Source organism: Streptomyces erythrochromogenes (assembly GCF_040684695.1).
GTDB classification, from domain to species: domain Bacteria; phylum Actinomycetota; class Actinomycetes; order Streptomycetales; family Streptomycetaceae; genus Streptomyces; species Streptomyces erythrochromogenes_C.
Genome location: NZ_JBFBGM010000006.1, coordinates 59,934 through 74,345 on the forward strand (window position 1 = coordinate 59,934; position 14,412 = coordinate 74,345).

Annotated in this window: 13 protein-coding genes; 9 read left to right on the forward strand and 4 right to left on the reverse strand. The window is 69.1% G+C overall.

What is annotated here, in order from left to right:
- The first annotated feature begins 146 nt into the window (after positions 1-146).
- Together gcl and AB0O53_RS12175 are read left to right on the forward strand one after the other, a co-directional pair.
- Complete coding sequence (gene gcl, locus AB0O53_RS12170) at positions 147-1,934, forward strand: glyoxylate carboligase (protein WP_350992396.1); 1,788 nt, start codon at positions 147-149, stop codon at positions 1,932-1,934.
- Between the two features lie 185 nt (positions 1,935-2,119).
- Positions 2,120-3,610, forward strand: coding sequence for an APC family permease (locus tag AB0O53_RS12175; RefSeq protein WP_350992394.1), 1,491 nt, complete (start codon positions 2,120-2,122; stop codon positions 3,608-3,610).
- 502 nt (positions 3,611-4,112) lie between these two features.
- On the opposite strand, the gene AB0O53_RS12180 is transcribed toward AB0O53_RS12175, so the two are convergent.
- The 3 genes from AB0O53_RS12180 to AB0O53_RS12190 form a co-directional block, all read right to left on the reverse strand.
- Positions 4,113-5,570 carry a catalase gene (locus AB0O53_RS12180; RefSeq protein WP_030822343.1) on the reverse strand — a complete coding sequence of 486 codons (1,458 nt, stop codon included), beginning with the start codon at positions 5,568-5,570 and terminating at the stop codon, positions 4,113-4,115.
- Positions 5,571-5,808: 238 nt separating this feature from the next.
- Positions 5,809-6,708, reverse strand: a complete 900-nt coding sequence (locus tag AB0O53_RS12185) for a 2-hydroxy-3-oxopropionate reductase (protein ID WP_350992392.1) — start codon at positions 6,706-6,708, stop codon at positions 5,809-5,811.
- Between the two features lie 75 nt (positions 6,709-6,783).
- Positions 6,784-7,617, reverse strand: a complete 834-nt coding sequence (locus AB0O53_RS12190) for a TIM barrel protein (protein WP_350992391.1) — start codon at positions 7,615-7,617, stop codon at positions 6,784-6,786.
- 125 nt (positions 7,618-7,742) lie between these two features.
- Between AB0O53_RS12190 and AB0O53_RS12195 the strand changes: the two genes are divergently transcribed.
- The 7 genes from AB0O53_RS12195 (at position 7,743) to AB0O53_RS12225 (ending at position 13,657) form a co-directional block, all read left to right on the forward strand.
- On the forward strand, positions 7,743-7,994 hold the full coding sequence (locus AB0O53_RS12195) for a YkoF family thiamine-binding protein (protein WP_365194943.1): 252 nt from the start codon (positions 7,743-7,745) through the stop codon (positions 7,992-7,994).
- Positions 7,991-8,374 carry a helix-turn-helix domain-containing protein gene (locus tag AB0O53_RS12200; RefSeq protein ID WP_365194946.1) on the forward strand — a complete coding sequence of 128 codons (384 nt, stop codon included), beginning with the start codon at positions 7,991-7,993 and terminating at the stop codon, positions 8,372-8,374. The genes AB0O53_RS12195 and AB0O53_RS12200 overlap by 4 nt, the downstream gene beginning before the upstream one ends.
- A gap of 154 nt (positions 8,375-8,528) precedes the next feature.
- On the forward strand, positions 8,529-9,035 hold the full coding sequence (gene uraD / locus AB0O53_RS12205; RefSeq protein ID WP_350992388.1) for a 2-oxo-4-hydroxy-4-carboxy-5-ureidoimidazoline decarboxylase: 507 nt from the start codon (positions 8,529-8,531) through the stop codon (positions 9,033-9,035).
- An 8-nt stretch (positions 9,036-9,043) separates the two neighbouring features.
- A complete protein-coding gene (uraH, locus tag AB0O53_RS12210) occupies positions 9,044-9,433 on the forward strand; it encodes a hydroxyisourate hydrolase (RefSeq protein ID WP_350992386.1) in 390 nt (129 codons plus the stop codon).
- 1 nt (position 9,434) lies between these two features.
- Positions 9,435-10,358 (forward strand): factor-independent urate hydroxylase, encoded by a 924-nt coding sequence (pucL, locus tag AB0O53_RS12215; RefSeq protein ID WP_030656696.1) that lies wholly within the window; start codon positions 9,435-9,437, stop codon positions 10,356-10,358.
- 195 nt (positions 10,359-10,553) lie between these two features.
- Positions 10,554-11,954 (forward strand): 8-oxoguanine deaminase, encoded by a 1,401-nt coding sequence (locus AB0O53_RS12220; RefSeq protein WP_350992384.1) that lies wholly within the window; start codon positions 10,554-10,556, stop codon positions 11,952-11,954.
- 311 nt (positions 11,955-12,265) lie between these two features.
- Complete coding sequence (locus tag AB0O53_RS12225; protein ID WP_350992382.1) at positions 12,266-13,657, forward strand: nucleobase:cation symporter-2 family protein; 1,392 nt, start codon at positions 12,266-12,268, stop codon at positions 13,655-13,657.
- 118 nt (positions 13,658-13,775) lie between these two features.
- Here the strand turns inward: AB0O53_RS12225 and AB0O53_RS12230 are convergent, their stop codons facing one another.
- Positions 13,776-14,363 carry a 3'-5' exonuclease gene (locus tag AB0O53_RS12230; RefSeq protein WP_365194951.1) on the reverse strand — a complete coding sequence of 196 codons (588 nt, stop codon included), beginning with the start codon at positions 14,361-14,363 and terminating at the stop codon, positions 13,776-13,778.
- Positions 14,364-14,412: the final 49 nt, after the last annotated feature.

A 14,412-nucleotide genomic window follows, 5' to 3' on the forward strand; every position in this document is an offset into this window, starting at 1 on the left:
CGTCGAGCGAGATGCGGCTTTTGGTGGTTTCCGGGGCCTCCCACCGCCTTGACGCCGAAGGAGACGCCGCTTAGCTTGTTCCGTATAGCAGAACAAAACTTCCGGATTACGGAAAAGCCTGACCGCCAGACCCGCAGGAGAACCTGATGCCTCGTATGACAGCCGCCGCTGCTGCAGTTGAGATCCTCAAGCTCGAGGGTGTCGAACAAGCGTTCGGTGTTCCCGGTGCTGCGATCAACCCCTTCTACCGCGAGCTCAAGAACGTGGGCGGCATCAACCACACGCTCGCCCGCCACGTCGAGGGCGCCTCGCACATGGCCGAGGGGTACACGCGCGCCAAGGCGGGCAACATCGGCGTCTGCATCGGCACCTCGGGTCCGGCCGGCACCGACATGATCACCGGCCTGTACTCCGCCATCGCGGACTCCATCCCGATCCTGTGCATCACCGGTCAGGCTCCGGTCTCGAAGCTCCACAAGGAGGACTTCCAGGCCGTCGACATCGCCGCCATCGCCAAGCCGGTCACCAAGGCCGCCACGACGGTCCTGGAGGCCGCGCAGGTCCCCGGCGTCTTCCAGCAGGCGTTCCACCTCATGCGCTCCGGCCGTCCCGGCCCGGTCCTCATCGACCTGCCCATCGACGTCCAGCTGACCGAGATCGAGTTCGACCCGGCCACCTACCAGCCGCTGCCGGTCTACAAGCCGCAGGCCAGCCGCGCCCAGGCCGAGAAGGCCCTGAGCTTCCTGCTGGAGTCCGAGCGCCCGCTGATCGTCGCCGGCGGCGGCATCATCAACGCCGACGCCTCCGACCTGCTGGTCGAGTTCGCCGAGCTGACCAACATCCCGGTCATCTCCACCCTCATGGGCTGGGGCGTCATCCCGGACGACCACGAGCTGGCGGCCGGCATGGTCGGCGTCCAGACCTCGCACCGCTACGGCAACGCGACCTTCCTGGAGTCGGACGTCGTCCTCGGCATCGGCAACCGCTGGGCCAACCGTCACACCGGTTACAACCTGGACGCGTACCTCGGCGACCGCAAGTTCGTCCACGTCGACATCGAGCCCACCCAGATCGGCAAGATCTTCGCCCCGGACTTCGGCATCGCCTCCGACGCCAAGGCCGCGCTGGAGCTCTTCATCGAGGTCGCCAAGGAGCTCAAGGCCGAGGGCAAGCTGCCGGACTTCTCCGCCTGGGCCGCCTCCGCCCAGGAGCGCAAGGCCACCCTGCAGCGCCGCACGCACTTCGACAACATCCCCATGAAGCCGCAGCGCGTCTACGAGGAGATGAACAAGGCGTTCGGTCCCGAGACCCGCTACGTCACCACCATCGGCCTCTCCCAGATCGCCGGCGCGCAGATGCTGCACGTCTACAAGCCGCGCCACTGGATCAACTGCGGCCAGGCCGGCCCGCTCGGCTGGACCATCCCGGCCGCCATCGGTGCCGCCACCGCGGACCCGGAGACCCCGATCGTCGCGCTCTCGGGCGACTACGACTTCCAGTTCATGATCGAGGAGCTGGCGGTCGCCGCCCAGCACAAGGTCCCCTACGTCCACGTCCTCGTGAACAACGCCTACCTCGGCCTGATCCGTCAGGCGCAGGGCGGTCTCGGCATCAACTTCGAGGTCAACCTCGAGTTCGAGAACATCAACACCCCGGAGCTCGGCGCCTACGGCGTCGACCACGTCAAGGTCGCCGAGGGCCTGGGCGTCAAGGCCATCCGCGTCACCGACCCGAACGAGCTGGGCGCCGCCTTCGAGCAGGCCAAGAAGCTGGCCCAGGAGTTCCAGGTCCCGGTCGTCGTCGAGGCCATCCTGGAGCGCATCACCAACATCTCGATGAGCAAGACCGTCGACATGAGCGACGTCACCGAGTTCGAGGAGCTCGCGACCGAGCCCGGTCACGCCCCGACCGCGATCAAGGCCCTGCAGGTCTGATCCCCGGCTCCGGCCGTACGCCGCGACCCCCGTCCCTCCGCGAGGAGGGCGGGGGTCGCGGCGCGTCCGTTCGGGGCTCCTTCGCGTGCGTCGGCCGCCGTGGGCCGGGAGGGCGGGCCCCGGCGCAGGACACTGGCCGGAGCCTCCGGCTGCCGCCGGGGCCGGCGGATTGCGAGGTGGCCGCGGTGGCACAGGCTTCGACGGGCGGACCGGGCGGACCGGACAGTGGCGGCCCTGCCGCCGGTGGCGTCGGTGACGCCGAACTCGGCGGATACCGGCAGGAGCTGAAGCGCACACTGGGCTCCTTCCAGGTGTTCGCGATCTCGTTCGCGTTCATCTCGGTGGCGGTCGGCGTCTTCGCGACCTACGACGAGGTGCTGCGGACCGCCGGGCCGGTGGGCATCTGGCTCTGGCCGGCCGCCGCGGTGGGGCAGACCCTGGTGGCGCTGGTGGTCGCCCAGTTCGCGGCCCGCATCCCGCTCAGCGGATCCTCGTACCAGTGGGCCTCGCGGCTGGGCAGTCCCCGGGTCGGCTGGTGGTTCGGCTGGCTGACCTTCTGCTATCTGGCGATCGCGGTCGTGGCCATCGACAACGCGCTGGCGAGCCAGGCCTTCATGCCGCTCGCCGGGATCGCTGCCGACGAGGGCACCGCCCGTGTGATCACCCTGGTGGTGCTGTTCCTCCAGGCCGTCCTCGCCATCGCCTCGACGCGCCTGGTCGGCTGGATCAACTCGGCCGCGGTGGGCCTCGAAGTGGTGCTCGTCGTGGTCGTGGCGATCGCCCTGCTCGTCGCCGTGGCGGTCACGGGCGACGGCTCGCCCGCCAACCTCACCTCGCGAGGCGTCGCCGCGCACGCACCCGACTACTTCGCCGTGGGCGGCGGTCTGATGCTCGCGATGATCATGGGCCTCGCCACCCTCGTGGGCTTCGACTCGGCGGCGAACCTGGCCGAGGAGGCCAAGGACCCCCACCGCAGCGTCCCCCGCGCGATCGTGGGGTCGGTGGTCGCCGCGGGGATCCTCGGGATGCTCCTCCTCATCGCCCTCACCGTCGCGATCGAGGACGTCGCGCGGATCAGCGCCGACGGCTCGCCGGTCGCGGCGATCATGCGCGACCGGCTCGGTCCGGCCGCCGAGAAGGTGCTGCTCGTCGCGATCTCGTTCGCGTTCTTCGGCGCCGGGATCGTCGTGATGACCGCCTGCTCGCGGCTCGTCTACGCGATGTCGCGCGACGCGCGCTTCCCCGCGCACGGCGTGATGCGGCGCGTGGACCCCCGTACGCGGACGCCGATCCCGGCGACCCTGCTGATCCTCGCCCTCGGGTGCGTCCTGATGGTCGCGCTGCCCGGCGCGGCGCTGCTGGAGCTGATCACGGCGTCGACGATCCTGCCGGCCCTCATCTACGGGGCCACGATCGTGCTCTACCTGGCCGTACGCCGCCGCCTGGGCCGCCGCGAGGGCGCCTTCGACCTCGGCCGCCTCGAACTGCCCGTCGCGGTCTGCGCGCTGGTCTGGACCCTGCTCGCGCTGTTCGTCCTGGTGACGCCGCGGGAGGCGCTGGTCCCCGTCGTGGTCGTGGCCGGCCTGCTGGTCCTGGGAGGGCTGTTCTTCCTCGGGATGCTGCTCTTCGACCGCGAGGCCCTGGACACCGAACCCGGCGCCGACACCGACTGGTAGGGGCCCGGCCCGCCCCCCCGCCCCCCGCCCCCGTGCGGTGTTCGGGAACACGTCCGACCTGCCGCCCGCCCTGCGGCCCGCCTTCGTGCCACCGGCACGCCGAGCACCCGGGTACGGCAAAGCGCCGAGTCACGGGACCGTCCGTGACTCGGCGCTCTGGTTTGTTACCGCCCGACGGTGCGAGGCTGGCGCGACAGGACGTTCGCACCGCCGGGCGGAGTGTGTGGGGAGGATGTCCCCCCTTCCTGCAGGGCGCTCTGTGCGCAGCCCCTGGAGGAAGAGGAGTGGCTGGGACCGTGGCGGGCGGGCGACGAGAACTCCGGCACCGTCTCCCTCAGGTCAAGAGACGGGCCTCGGAACCCATTACCACCGCACTGGCTCGCACGCTCGCCACGGTCCTCGTCCTGCCCTCGCCGCGTACCACCCCTCATCCGGGTCCACGGGTCGGGCTCAGCACCCGGGGCCTGACCTCCCGTCAGGCCCCCGGTACATCCATGTCGGCTCAGGCGTCGCGCAGGGCGCGCACGGCCTCCTCGACGCGGCGGCCGTAGTCGGCGTCCGCGGCGTGGAAGTGAGCCAGGTTCTTCTCGATGACGTCCTCGAGGGTGACCTGCGAGAGGCCGCCGGCGATGTTCGCCACCAGGCGCTGCTTCTCGGCCTCCGACATCAGGCGGTAGAGCTCACCGGCCTGGAAGAAGTCGTCGTCCTTCGTGTGGGCCGGGGCCTCGTGGGTGCCCGTGTAGCCGGAGACGGCCTTCGGGGCGCCGAGGGCGAGACCGGTCTCGGCCGGGCCCTGGTACGAGTTGGGCTCGTAGTTCTTGTCGTGGCGCGAGCCGTTGCGCAGCGCCATGACGCCGTCGCGGCCGTAGTTGTCGGCCTTCGTCGCCTTCGGGGCGTTGACCGGCAGCACGGTGTGGTTCACACCGAGGCGGTAGCGCTGGGCGTCGGCGTAGGCGAACAGGCGGCCCTGGAGCATCTTGTCCGGCGAGGCGGTGATGCCCGGGACGAAGTTGTTCGGGGAGAAGGCGGACTGCTCGACCTCGGCGAAGACGTTGTCCGGGTTGCGGTCGAGGACCAGGCGGCCCACGCGCTGCAGCGGGTAGTCGGCGTGCGGCCACACCTTGGTGAGGTCGAACGGGTTGAAGCGGTAGTCCGCGGCCTCGGCGGCCGGCATGATCTGGACGTAGAGGGTCCAGCTCGGGTTCACGCCGCGCTCGATCGCCTGGAGCAGGTCGGTCTGGTGCGAGTTGGCGTCCTTGCCGACGAGCTCGGCGGCCTGCTCGCCGGAGAGGCAGCGGATGCCCTGGTTCGTCTTGAAGTGGTACTTGACGAAGAAGGCCTCGCCCTGCTCGTTCGTCCACTGGTAGGTGTGCGAGCCGTAGCCGTTCATGTGGCGGTAGGACGCCGGGATGCCGCGGTCGCCCATCAGCCAGGTGATCTGGTGCGTGGCCTCGGGGGCGTGCGCCCAGAAGTCCCAGACGTTGTCCGGCTCCTGCTTGCCCGTGAAGGGGTCGCGCTTCTGGGAGTGGATGAAGTCGGGGAACTTGATCGGGTCCTTGATGAAGAACACCGGGGTGTTGTTGCCGACGAGGTCGTAGTTGCCCTCTTCGGTGTAGAACTTCAGCGCGAAGCCGCGGGGGTCGCGCACCGCGTCCGCGCCGCCGAGGGAGTCGGCGACGGTGGAGAACCGCAGGAAGGTCTCGGTCTTCTTGCCGACCGTGTTCAGGAAGGCGGCGCTGGTGTAGGCGGTGACGTCGTCGGTCACCTCGAAGTAGCCGTACGCGGCCGAGCCGCGGGCGTGCACCACACGCTCCGGAATGCGCTCACGGTTGAAGCGGGCGAGCTTCTCCAGGAGCTGCTGGTCCTGGATCAGGAGCGGGCCACCGACGCCGGCGGTGGCGGAGTTCTGGTTGTCGGCGACCGGGGCGCCGGACTCGGTCGTCAGCGTGCGCTTCGACATGGTGACCTTCCGTACGGGTAACTGCTGACGGAAAGCGTCTTCCGTCATGCGGAACAGCCTAAATTCGGCGAGAACTAAACGTCAACAGTTTGTTGAACGAAGTTGTGGGGTGAGGTGACCCGGACGGTGCCGGCGCTTGGGCGCGACAGGACAGGTGTCAGCACCGGCACCGTCCGGAGACTCAGTGCCCCCTGCGTGAGGGGACGGTCCGGGCCCCGTGGGGGCCCGGCGGGGGGACTCAGACCTGGGCGCCGGAGAGGCGCTCGACGGCGCGCAGCAGGGCCGAGTGGTCCAGGCCGCCGTCACCCTGGGCGCGCAGCGAGGCGACCAGCTGGGCGACGACCGCGCCGACCGGGAGGGCGGCACCGACGTTGCGGGCGGCGTCGGTGACGATGCCCATGTCCTTGTGGTGCAGGTCGATCCGGAAACCGGGCTTGAAGTCGCGGTTCAGGAAGTTGTCCTTCTTGCGGGTCAGGACCGTGGAGCCGGCCAGACCGCCGTTGAGGACGTCCAGGGCGGCCGTGAGGTTCACGCCCGACTTCTCGAGGAAGACGACGGCCTCGGCGCACGCCTGGATGTTCACCGCGACGATGAGCTGGTTGGCGGCCTTCACCGTCTGGCCGGAGCCGTGCGGGCCGCACAGGACGATGGTCTTGCCGAGGGTCTCCAGGATCGGCAGGGCCGTGTCGAAGTCGGCCTGCTCGCCACCCACCATGATCGACAGGACGGCCTCGATGGCGCCGGCCTCGCCGCCGGACACCGGGGCGTCGATGACGCGGATGCCCTTCTCGGCGGCGTTCTTCGCCAGGTCCACGGAGGTCTGCGGGGTGATCGAGGACATGTCGACGATCAGCGCGCCGGACTTGGCGTTCTCGAGGATGCCCTCGGGGCCGTAGTTGATGGCCTCGACCTGCGGGGAGGCGGGCACCATCGTGATGATCACGTCGGCGTCCTTGACGGCCTCGGCGATCGAGCCGGCCGCGGTGCCGCCGGCGGCGGCCAGGCGCTCCAGCTTGTCCTGCTCCAGGGTGAAGCCGGTGACCGAGTAGCCGGCCTTCAGCAGGTTCTCGGACATGGGGGAGCCCATGATTCCGAGACCGATCCAGGCAATCGACGGAAGCGCAGTGGGGTTGCTCATGATGAGGGTCCTTCTCTTAATGCTTTGTACGAAAAGTGCGTGAGGTGCCTGGCTGATCGCCCGGACTTCGTCCTCTTACTCGGCGGCGCGGGCCTCGGCCGGCAGCCATGCGAAGGAGGCGGCGGCGTCCGCGGCCTTGTACTCCAGGCCGACGTAGCCCGCGTATCCGGCCTTCTTCAGCTGGTCGAGCAGCTCCTCGAGGGGCAGCTCGCCGGTGCCCGGAGCACCTCGTCCCGGCTTGTCCGCGATCTGGACGTGCCCGGTCTTGGCGGCGTACTTTTCGATGACCTCGGAGAGGTCCTCATCGTTCATCGCCAGGTGGTACAGGTCGAGCAGGAACTTGGCGTTGCCGAGGCCGGTGGCCTCGTTCACCTTGTCCACCACCTCGATGCCGGCCGGGGCGCTCACCAGCGGGTAGAGCGGCGACTCGGGCTTGTTGAGGGTCTCGATCAGGAGGATCGCGCCCACGCGGTCCGCGGCCCGCGCCGCCACGACCAGGTTCTCCAGGGCCAGCTCGTCCTGGACGGCCGGGTCCACGCCTTCGACGCGGTTGCCGTACAGGGCGTTGAGCGCCTTGCAGCCGACCGAGGCGGCGAAGTCCGCAGCCACGTTGATGTTGGCGTTGAAGCGGTCCGACTCCTCACCGGGTACCGAGACCGCGCCGCGGTCCGGGCCCGGCAGCCGGCCGGCGTAGAAGTTCAGGCCCACCAGCTGGGTGCCGGCGTCCTCAAGAGCCTTCTTGAGGGCGTCGAGCTCCGCCTGAGCGGGGGTGGGGGTCTCGATCCAGGGCCACCACAGCTCGACCGCCGTGAAGCCCGCCGCGGCGGCGGCCGCGGGGCGCTCCAGGAGCGGGAGTTCCGTGAAGAGGATCGACAGGTTCACATCGAAGCGCTGGTCCGTGTATCCCATGAGGGGTGTGCGCTCCTTCCGTATTGCGGAAGTTATTTTCTGCTTGATGGAAGACTGCATGGGGTTCCGCGCGGATGTCAAGTGCGGACTCCCGAAAAATCGAGACGCCGCGGTAGCTTGACGGCGTGCGATTGAGAGTGGAGTTCACGACCGAGCCCTTCGATCTCGAAGAGGCCCCCGACCATGCCGTGGCGGCCCGCGAGGTCATCCAGAAGGCCCAGCTGGAGGCGGTGGACGTCGGCCCCTTCGGCAACACCGCGGAGGGCGAGGCCGACCGGGTGCTGTCCGCCGTGAGCGCGCTGCTGCGCGACTCCCTGGGGGCCGGGGCCACGCGGGTCACCCTCCAGGTCAACGTGATCGGCGAGGAGACGTCATGACCGAGCCCCGCGACCACCCCTTCGTCGCGGCGGTCAAGCCGCTCGTGGACGCCATGGGCGGCGAGCTGATGGACCCGTCCCAGGCCACGCCCGACGACGTCGTGCTGACCTGGGAGGGCCGGGAGCTGCTCGCCGTGCGCCTGCCCCAGCTCTCGGACTCGCTGGACCACATCCTGGCCGCGCTGGAGCGCCGGCACGGCGTACCGCTGGCCCAGCTCGACCGGAAGTCCAAGCAGGACGTCGTGCGGATACTGGAGGCGCGGGGCGCCTTCTCCGTGCGGCACGGCGTGGAAACGGTCGCGGGCGCGCTGGGCGTGAGCCGCTTCACGGTCTACAACTACTTGAACAGGGAAAACCCCGGCAAGAACGCCCAAGCGTGAACAGATTCTGACTCACGGTGACGAGCCGCCGCCCAATTCACCCGGGCGGCGGCTTTTGTGTACGGGAAGTTTCAACAAAGTGTTGACGCCGTGTTGTGGAGAGCGTTAGCTATGCGCAGCCCGTCAAAGCAACAACAGGCCACGGAGGCCTACCGTGACTTCGAGTCCGACCCCGGGTCTCACCCGGATCAACACCTTGGAGGACGGCGCGGCCACGGCCGAGCTGCACGAGGTGTGCGCCAGCTCGGTGTGGGGGAGCAAGATGCTCGCCCAGCGCCCCTTCGCCACCGCCGAGTCCCTGTTCGCCGCGAACGAGGCCGCCATGGCGGAGCTCACCGCGGAGGACCTGGCCGAGGCGATGGGAGGCCACGCGCCGATCGGCCGGCCGAAGCCGGGAGACCCGACCTCCGCCCGCGAGCAGCGCGGCATGGCCGGCGCCTCGGAGGAGCTCAAGAACGAGCTCCTCGAACTGAACCTGGCCTACCAGGAGAAGTTCGGCCACGTCTTCCTCATCTGCGCCACCGGTGCGACCGGTGAGTTCATGCGGGACGCGGTCAAGGTCCGGATCGACAACTCGCCGGAGCAGGAGCGGGAAATCGCCCGCGGCGAGCTCGTCAAGATCAACAAGATCCGCCTGACCCGCCTCGTAGAAGGAGAGTGAGCCCGACCATGAGCACCGAGACCACCGCGTCGGTGTCCACGCACATCCTGGACACCAGCATCGGCAGGCCCGCCGAGGGCGTCGCCATCTCCCTGTCGGCCCGTACGGGCCTCGACGGCGAGTGGGCGGCCCTGGGCGGCTCCGCCACCGATGCCGACGGGCGCTGCAAGGACCTGCCGGCGCTGCCGGAGGGCACCACACACGTACGTCTCGACTTCGAGACCGAGACGTACTTTTCGAAGAAGCAAGCCGAGGCGCAGCAGGACGCCCCCCGCGTAAGGGACAGCGCTACGTTCTTCCCCGAGGTCACCATCACGTTCGCGGTGAACCCGGGCGAGCACTACCACGTACCGCTGCTGCTCAACCCGTTCGGCTACTCCGTTTACCGAGGGAGCTAGCATGGCCACGATTCTGGGCCAGAACCAGTACGGCAAAGCAGAGAACCGCGTCGTCAAGATCACGCGGGACGGCGACACGCACCACATCAAGGACCTGAACGTCTCGGTCGCCCTCTCCGGCGACATGGACGACGTCCACTACTCCGGCTCGAACGCCAACGTCCTGCCGACGGACACCACCAAGAACACGGTGTACGCCTTCGCCAAGGAGTACGGCATCGAGTCCGCCGAGCAGTTCGGCATCCACCTGGCCCGCTGGTTCGTGAACAGCCAGGAGCCGATCCAGCGCGCGCGCATCCGGATCGAGGAGTACGGCTGGGAGCGCATCGCCACGTCCGACGCCAACTCCAAGTTCATCGGCGCCGACGAGGTCAAGCACTCCTTCGTCCGCCAGGGCCAGGAGACCCGCGTCACCCAGATCACCTACGACGGCCAGAACTGGGAGGTCATCTCCGGCCTCAAGGACCTCGTCGTCATGAACTCCACGAACTCCGAGTTCTGGGGTTACGTGAAGGACAAGTACACGACCCTGCAGGAGGCGTACGACCGCATCCTGGCCACCCAGGTGTCGAGCCGCTGGCGCTTCAACTGGTCGGACGACGAGCAGCGGATGCCCAACTGGGAGAAGTCCTACGCCGAGACCCGCAAGCACATGCTGCAGGCCTTCGCGGAGACCTACTCCCTCTCGCTGCAGCAGACCCTCTACCAGATGGGTTCGCGCATCATCAACCACCGTTCGGAGATCGACGAGGTCCGCTTCTCGCTCCCGAACAAGCACCACTTCCTCGTCGACCTGGAGCCCTTCGGCCTCAAGAACGACAACGAGGTGTACTTCGCCGCGGACCGTCCGTACGGTCTGATCGAGGCCACGATCCTGCGGGACGGCGCCGACGCGCGCATCCCGGTGGACATGACCAACCTCTAAAGAGCGCGGCACGCGCGTCCCGGGGCTCTCCGCAGTGGCCCCGGGACCGCGCGACACGGCCCAACTTCCTGAATCGGCACCCGGACGCACCCCACGGGACGGCAGTACTGTCAGCTGCCAAGGCCCCGGCTCCGGCACTCAAATCCCCTGGGTCCTGCCGTGCCCGCACCGCCACTGAAAGCACGAGGAAGTCCCATGGCAGCATCGGCAGCCCATGACAGCGCCACCCAGCGCATCGTCATCGAGAACTGTGCGATCGCGACCGTCGACGCCCATGACACCGAGTACGCCTCGGGCCACGTCGTCGTCGCAGGCAACAAGATCGAATTCATCGGTGCGGGCAAGGCCCCCGAGAACCTCGAGAACGTAGTCCGCCGGATCGACGGCACCGGGCACCTCGTGACCCCCGGTCTGGTCAACACGCACCACCACTTCTACCAGTGGATCACGCGCGGCCTGGCCACCGACCACAACCTCTTCAACTGGCTGGTCGCGCTGTACCCGACGTGGGCGCGCATCGACGAGCAGATGACGTACACGGCCGCGCAGGGCTCCCTCGCCGCGATGGCCAAGGGCGGTGTCACCACCGCCATGGACCACCACTACGTCTTCCCCAAGGGCTCCGGCGACCTGTCCGGCTCGATCATCCGGGCCGCGTCCGAGATGGGCGTCCGCTTCACCCTCGCCCGCGGCTCCATGGACCGCAGCGAGAAGGACGGCGGCCTGCCCCCGGACCACGCCGTCGAGACCCTCGAAGGCGCGCTGGCCGACACCGAGGCGACCGTCAAGAAGTTCCACGACGCCTCCTTCGACTCGATGACCCAGGTCGCCGTCGCCCCCTGCTCCCCCTTCTCGGTCTCCACCGAGCTGCTGAAGCAGGGCGCCGAGCTGGCCCGCCGCCTCGGCGTGCGCATGCACACGCACGGCAGCGAGACGGTCGAGGAGGAGAAGTTCTGCCACGAGCTCTTCGGCATGGGCCCGACCGACTACTTCGAGTCGACCGGCTGGCTCGGCGAGGACGTGTGGATGGCGCACAGCGTCCACATGAACGACTCCGACATCGCCGCGTTCGCCCGCACCAAGACCGGTGTGGCGCACTGCCCGTCCTCCAACGCCCGTCTGGCCGCCGGCATCGCCCGGGTACCGGACATGCTCGCCGCCGGCGTCCCGGTCGGCCTCGGCGTGGACGGCACCGCCTCCAACGAGTCCGGTGAGCTGCACACCGAGCTGCGCAACGCGCTGCTGATCAACCGTCTGAACCCGGTCCACCGCGAGCGCGCCCTGAACGCGCGCCAGGCCCTGCGCCTGGGCACGTACGGAGGCGCCCAGGTCCTCGGCCGCGCCGACAACATCGGTTCGCTGGAGGTCGGCAAGTGCGCCGACCTGGTCCTGTGGAACCTCAGCACCTTCCTGCACTCCTCGATCTCCGACCCGGTGACCGCCCTGGTCTTCGGTGCGGCCGCCCCGGTGACGGCCTCGTTCGTCAACGGCAAGCAGATCGTCGAGAACAACCGGCTGCTCTTCGCCGACGAGGACGCCATCGCGGTGTCCACGCGGGAAGAGGCCCAGCGCCTCGCGCGGATCGCGCAGGCCTGATCCCCCGGAGTCCGGCCGGGGGGGACGGCCCCCGGCCGGCGGCCGCGGACCCGAGCGGGGTCCGTGGGCAGCCGTTCCCGGGAGGCGCCCGAGGAGATCCGAGGGCGTCCCCGGGAGCGGTGACTCGTGCCACCAGCGCCATGGCGCATCGCGGGAGCGGCGATTGGGCGAATCGTTTCTGCACCCCTTGGGACAAGAAGTAGAACCACCTGCTCCACCCACAACTTCACACGCGCTCGACTCGCACCGCTTTCGCACCACCTCCATGACACCCACGTCCCTGCCGACGTGTTACCCGACCGGAGGAAGCCGTGGCCCAACCGCCCAGGTTTCGCAAAGACGCAGTCGCAGTACCGGAGGAGAAGCACCCGGTCGACGAGACCCTGCCTCCGCTGAAAATGTTCACGAGCGGCCTGCAGCACGTGGCCGCCATGTACGCGGGTGTCGTGGCCCCGCCCATGATCGTCGGCCCCGCGGTCGGACTCTCCGCCACCGAGACCGCCTTCCTGATGGGCGCCTCGCTCTTCACCGCCGGCCTCGCCACCCTCCTGCAGACCCTCGGTTTCTGGAAGATCGGCGCCAAACTCCCCTTCGTCAACGGCGTCTCCTTCGCCGGTGTGACCCCGATGATCGCCATAGGGAAGGGGGAGGGCGCGGACGCCCTCCCCGTCATCTTCGGCGCGATCATCGTCGCCGGGGCCATCGGCTTCCTGGCCGCCCCCTACTTCGGCAAGCTCGTCCGCTTCTTCCCGCCCGTCGTCACGGGCACGGTCATCACCCTGATCGGCGTCTCGCTCCTGCCCGTGGCCTTCAACTGGTCGCAGGGCGGCAACCGCACCGCCGCCGACTACGGCTCGATGAAGAACATCGGCATGGCCGCGGTCACCCTGGTGATCGTGCTGCTCCTGCGCAAGTTCCTGCGCGGCTTCCTCCAGCAGATCTCCATCCTGCTCGGCCTGGTCGCGGGCACCCTGATCGCCCTGCCGCTCGGGATGACCAGCTTCGACGCCGTCAGGAACGCCTCGGTGGTCGGCTTCCCCACCCCGTTCCACTTCGGCGCGCCGCAGTTCCAGGTCGCCGCGATCGTCTCGATGTGCATCGTCATGCTCGTGTGCATGACCGAGTCCACCGCCGACATCCTGGCCCTGGGCAAGATCGTCGGCCGGCCGGCGGACGAGAAGGCCATCGCGGGAGGCCTGCGCGCCGACACCCTCGGCAGCGCGATCAGCCCGCTGTTCAACGGGTTCATGTGCAGCGCCTTCGCCCAGAACATCGGCCTGGTCGCCATGACCAAGGTGCGCAGCCGCTTCGTCGTCGCCGCGGGCGGCGGCATCCTCATCCTGCTGGGCCTGTGCCCGATGGCGGCCTCCGTCATCGGCGTGGTCCCGCTGCCCGTCCTGGGCGGTGCCGGCATCGTCCTGTTCGGTTCCGTGGCCGCCAGCGGCATCCAGACCCTGGCCGGCGCGGCCATGGAGAAGGGCGAGAACGCCCTGATCGTCGCCGCGTCCGTCGGCATCGGCCTGATCCCGATCGCCGCGCCGGACTTCTACCACGCCTTCCCCAAGGACCTGCTGGTCGTCCTCGACTCCGGCATCAGCACCGGCTGCGTCGTGGCCATCGTGCTGAACCTGGCCTTCAACCACCTCGGTGCCAGGAAGGGCGCGGCCTCGGGGGCCGCACCCGAACCGGTGCCGGTCCACTGACCGGCCGGAAGGAGCGCGGCGGTGCGCTCGCCACCCACTGCGGGTGTGGCGAGCGCACCGCCGCGTCCGGTACGGGCGAACCGCCGTGCGCCCGTACGTACGGTGACGGCGCGCCGGATCAGGGCCGCCAGAGCATCAGGTTGCTCATCAGTTCGGCCTGCTCGATCGCGTCGTCGAGTGCGTGGTGCGTGTGGCGCCGCCGGGACAGCAGTTCACGGGGCATCCGCCCCTTGACCGCCGCCCGCAGCGGCACCCGCGCCTTTGTCGCGTAGAGGGTCTTCATGTCGAGGCACCCGGAGTGCCCGAAGGGGCTGTCCCCGCCGAACCGCATCAGGTACCAGTACAGGAACGTCCAGTCGAAGGAAGCCGGGTAGCCGCACATCACCGGCTGGGCGTCCGCGGACACCTTCCGCACCCAGGTGCGGAACTCGGCCATGGCCCTCGCCGGATCGGCGCCCTCCCGGACCAGCCGGTCGCGGTCCAGCCCGCTGACGGCCAGCGCCTCGGGCACGAACGCGTCACTGATCGGCCGCAACTCCCGGTAGAAGGTGCGCCTTTGCGGATCGGCGGCCGTGTACGCGTCCCCCTCCTGCCGGCCGGCGACGGCGGCCCCGAAGCTGATCATCGAATACGGTCCTGGAATGGGTCCGTCGGCCTCGATGTCGACGGAGATGTAGAGATTGGGACGTGCGGTGCGAACTGCCATGCGCGAGAGCATGCCAGTCGGCACCGCCGTCGATCATCCGGTTTTCACC

Excerpts from the sequence above, each read along its gene's own strand:
- AB0O53_RS12180 (WP_030822343.1), bottom strand. The coding sequence starts at position 5,570 with ATGTCGAAGCGCACGCTGACGACCGAGTCCGGCGCCCCGGTCGCCGAC.
- gcl (WP_350992396.1), top strand. The coding sequence starts at position 147 with ATGCCTCGTATGACAGCCGCCGCTGCTGCAGTTGAGATCCTCAAGCTC.
- AB0O53_RS12200 (WP_365194946.1), top strand. The coding sequence starts at position 7,991 with ATGACCGAGCCCCGCGACCACCCCTTCGTCGCGGCGGTCAAGCCGCTC.
- AB0O53_RS12185 (WP_350992392.1), bottom strand. The coding sequence starts at position 6,708 with ATGAGCAACCCCACTGCGCTTCCGTCGATTGCCTGGATCGGTCTCGGA.
- AB0O53_RS12190 (WP_350992391.1), bottom strand. The coding sequence starts at position 7,617 with ATGGGATACACGGACCAGCGCTTCGATGTGAACCTGTCGATCCTCTTC.
- AB0O53_RS12230 (WP_365194951.1), bottom strand. The coding sequence starts at position 14,363 with ATGGCAGTTCGCACCGCACGTCCCAATCTCTACATCTCCGTCGACATC.
- pucL (WP_030656696.1), top strand. The coding sequence starts at position 9,435 with ATGGCCACGATTCTGGGCCAGAACCAGTACGGCAAAGCAGAGAACCGC.
- AB0O53_RS12220 (WP_350992384.1), top strand. The coding sequence starts at position 10,554 with ATGGCAGCATCGGCAGCCCATGACAGCGCCACCCAGCGCATCGTCATC.
- uraH (WP_350992386.1), top strand. The coding sequence starts at position 9,044 with ATGAGCACCGAGACCACCGCGTCGGTGTCCACGCACATCCTGGACACC.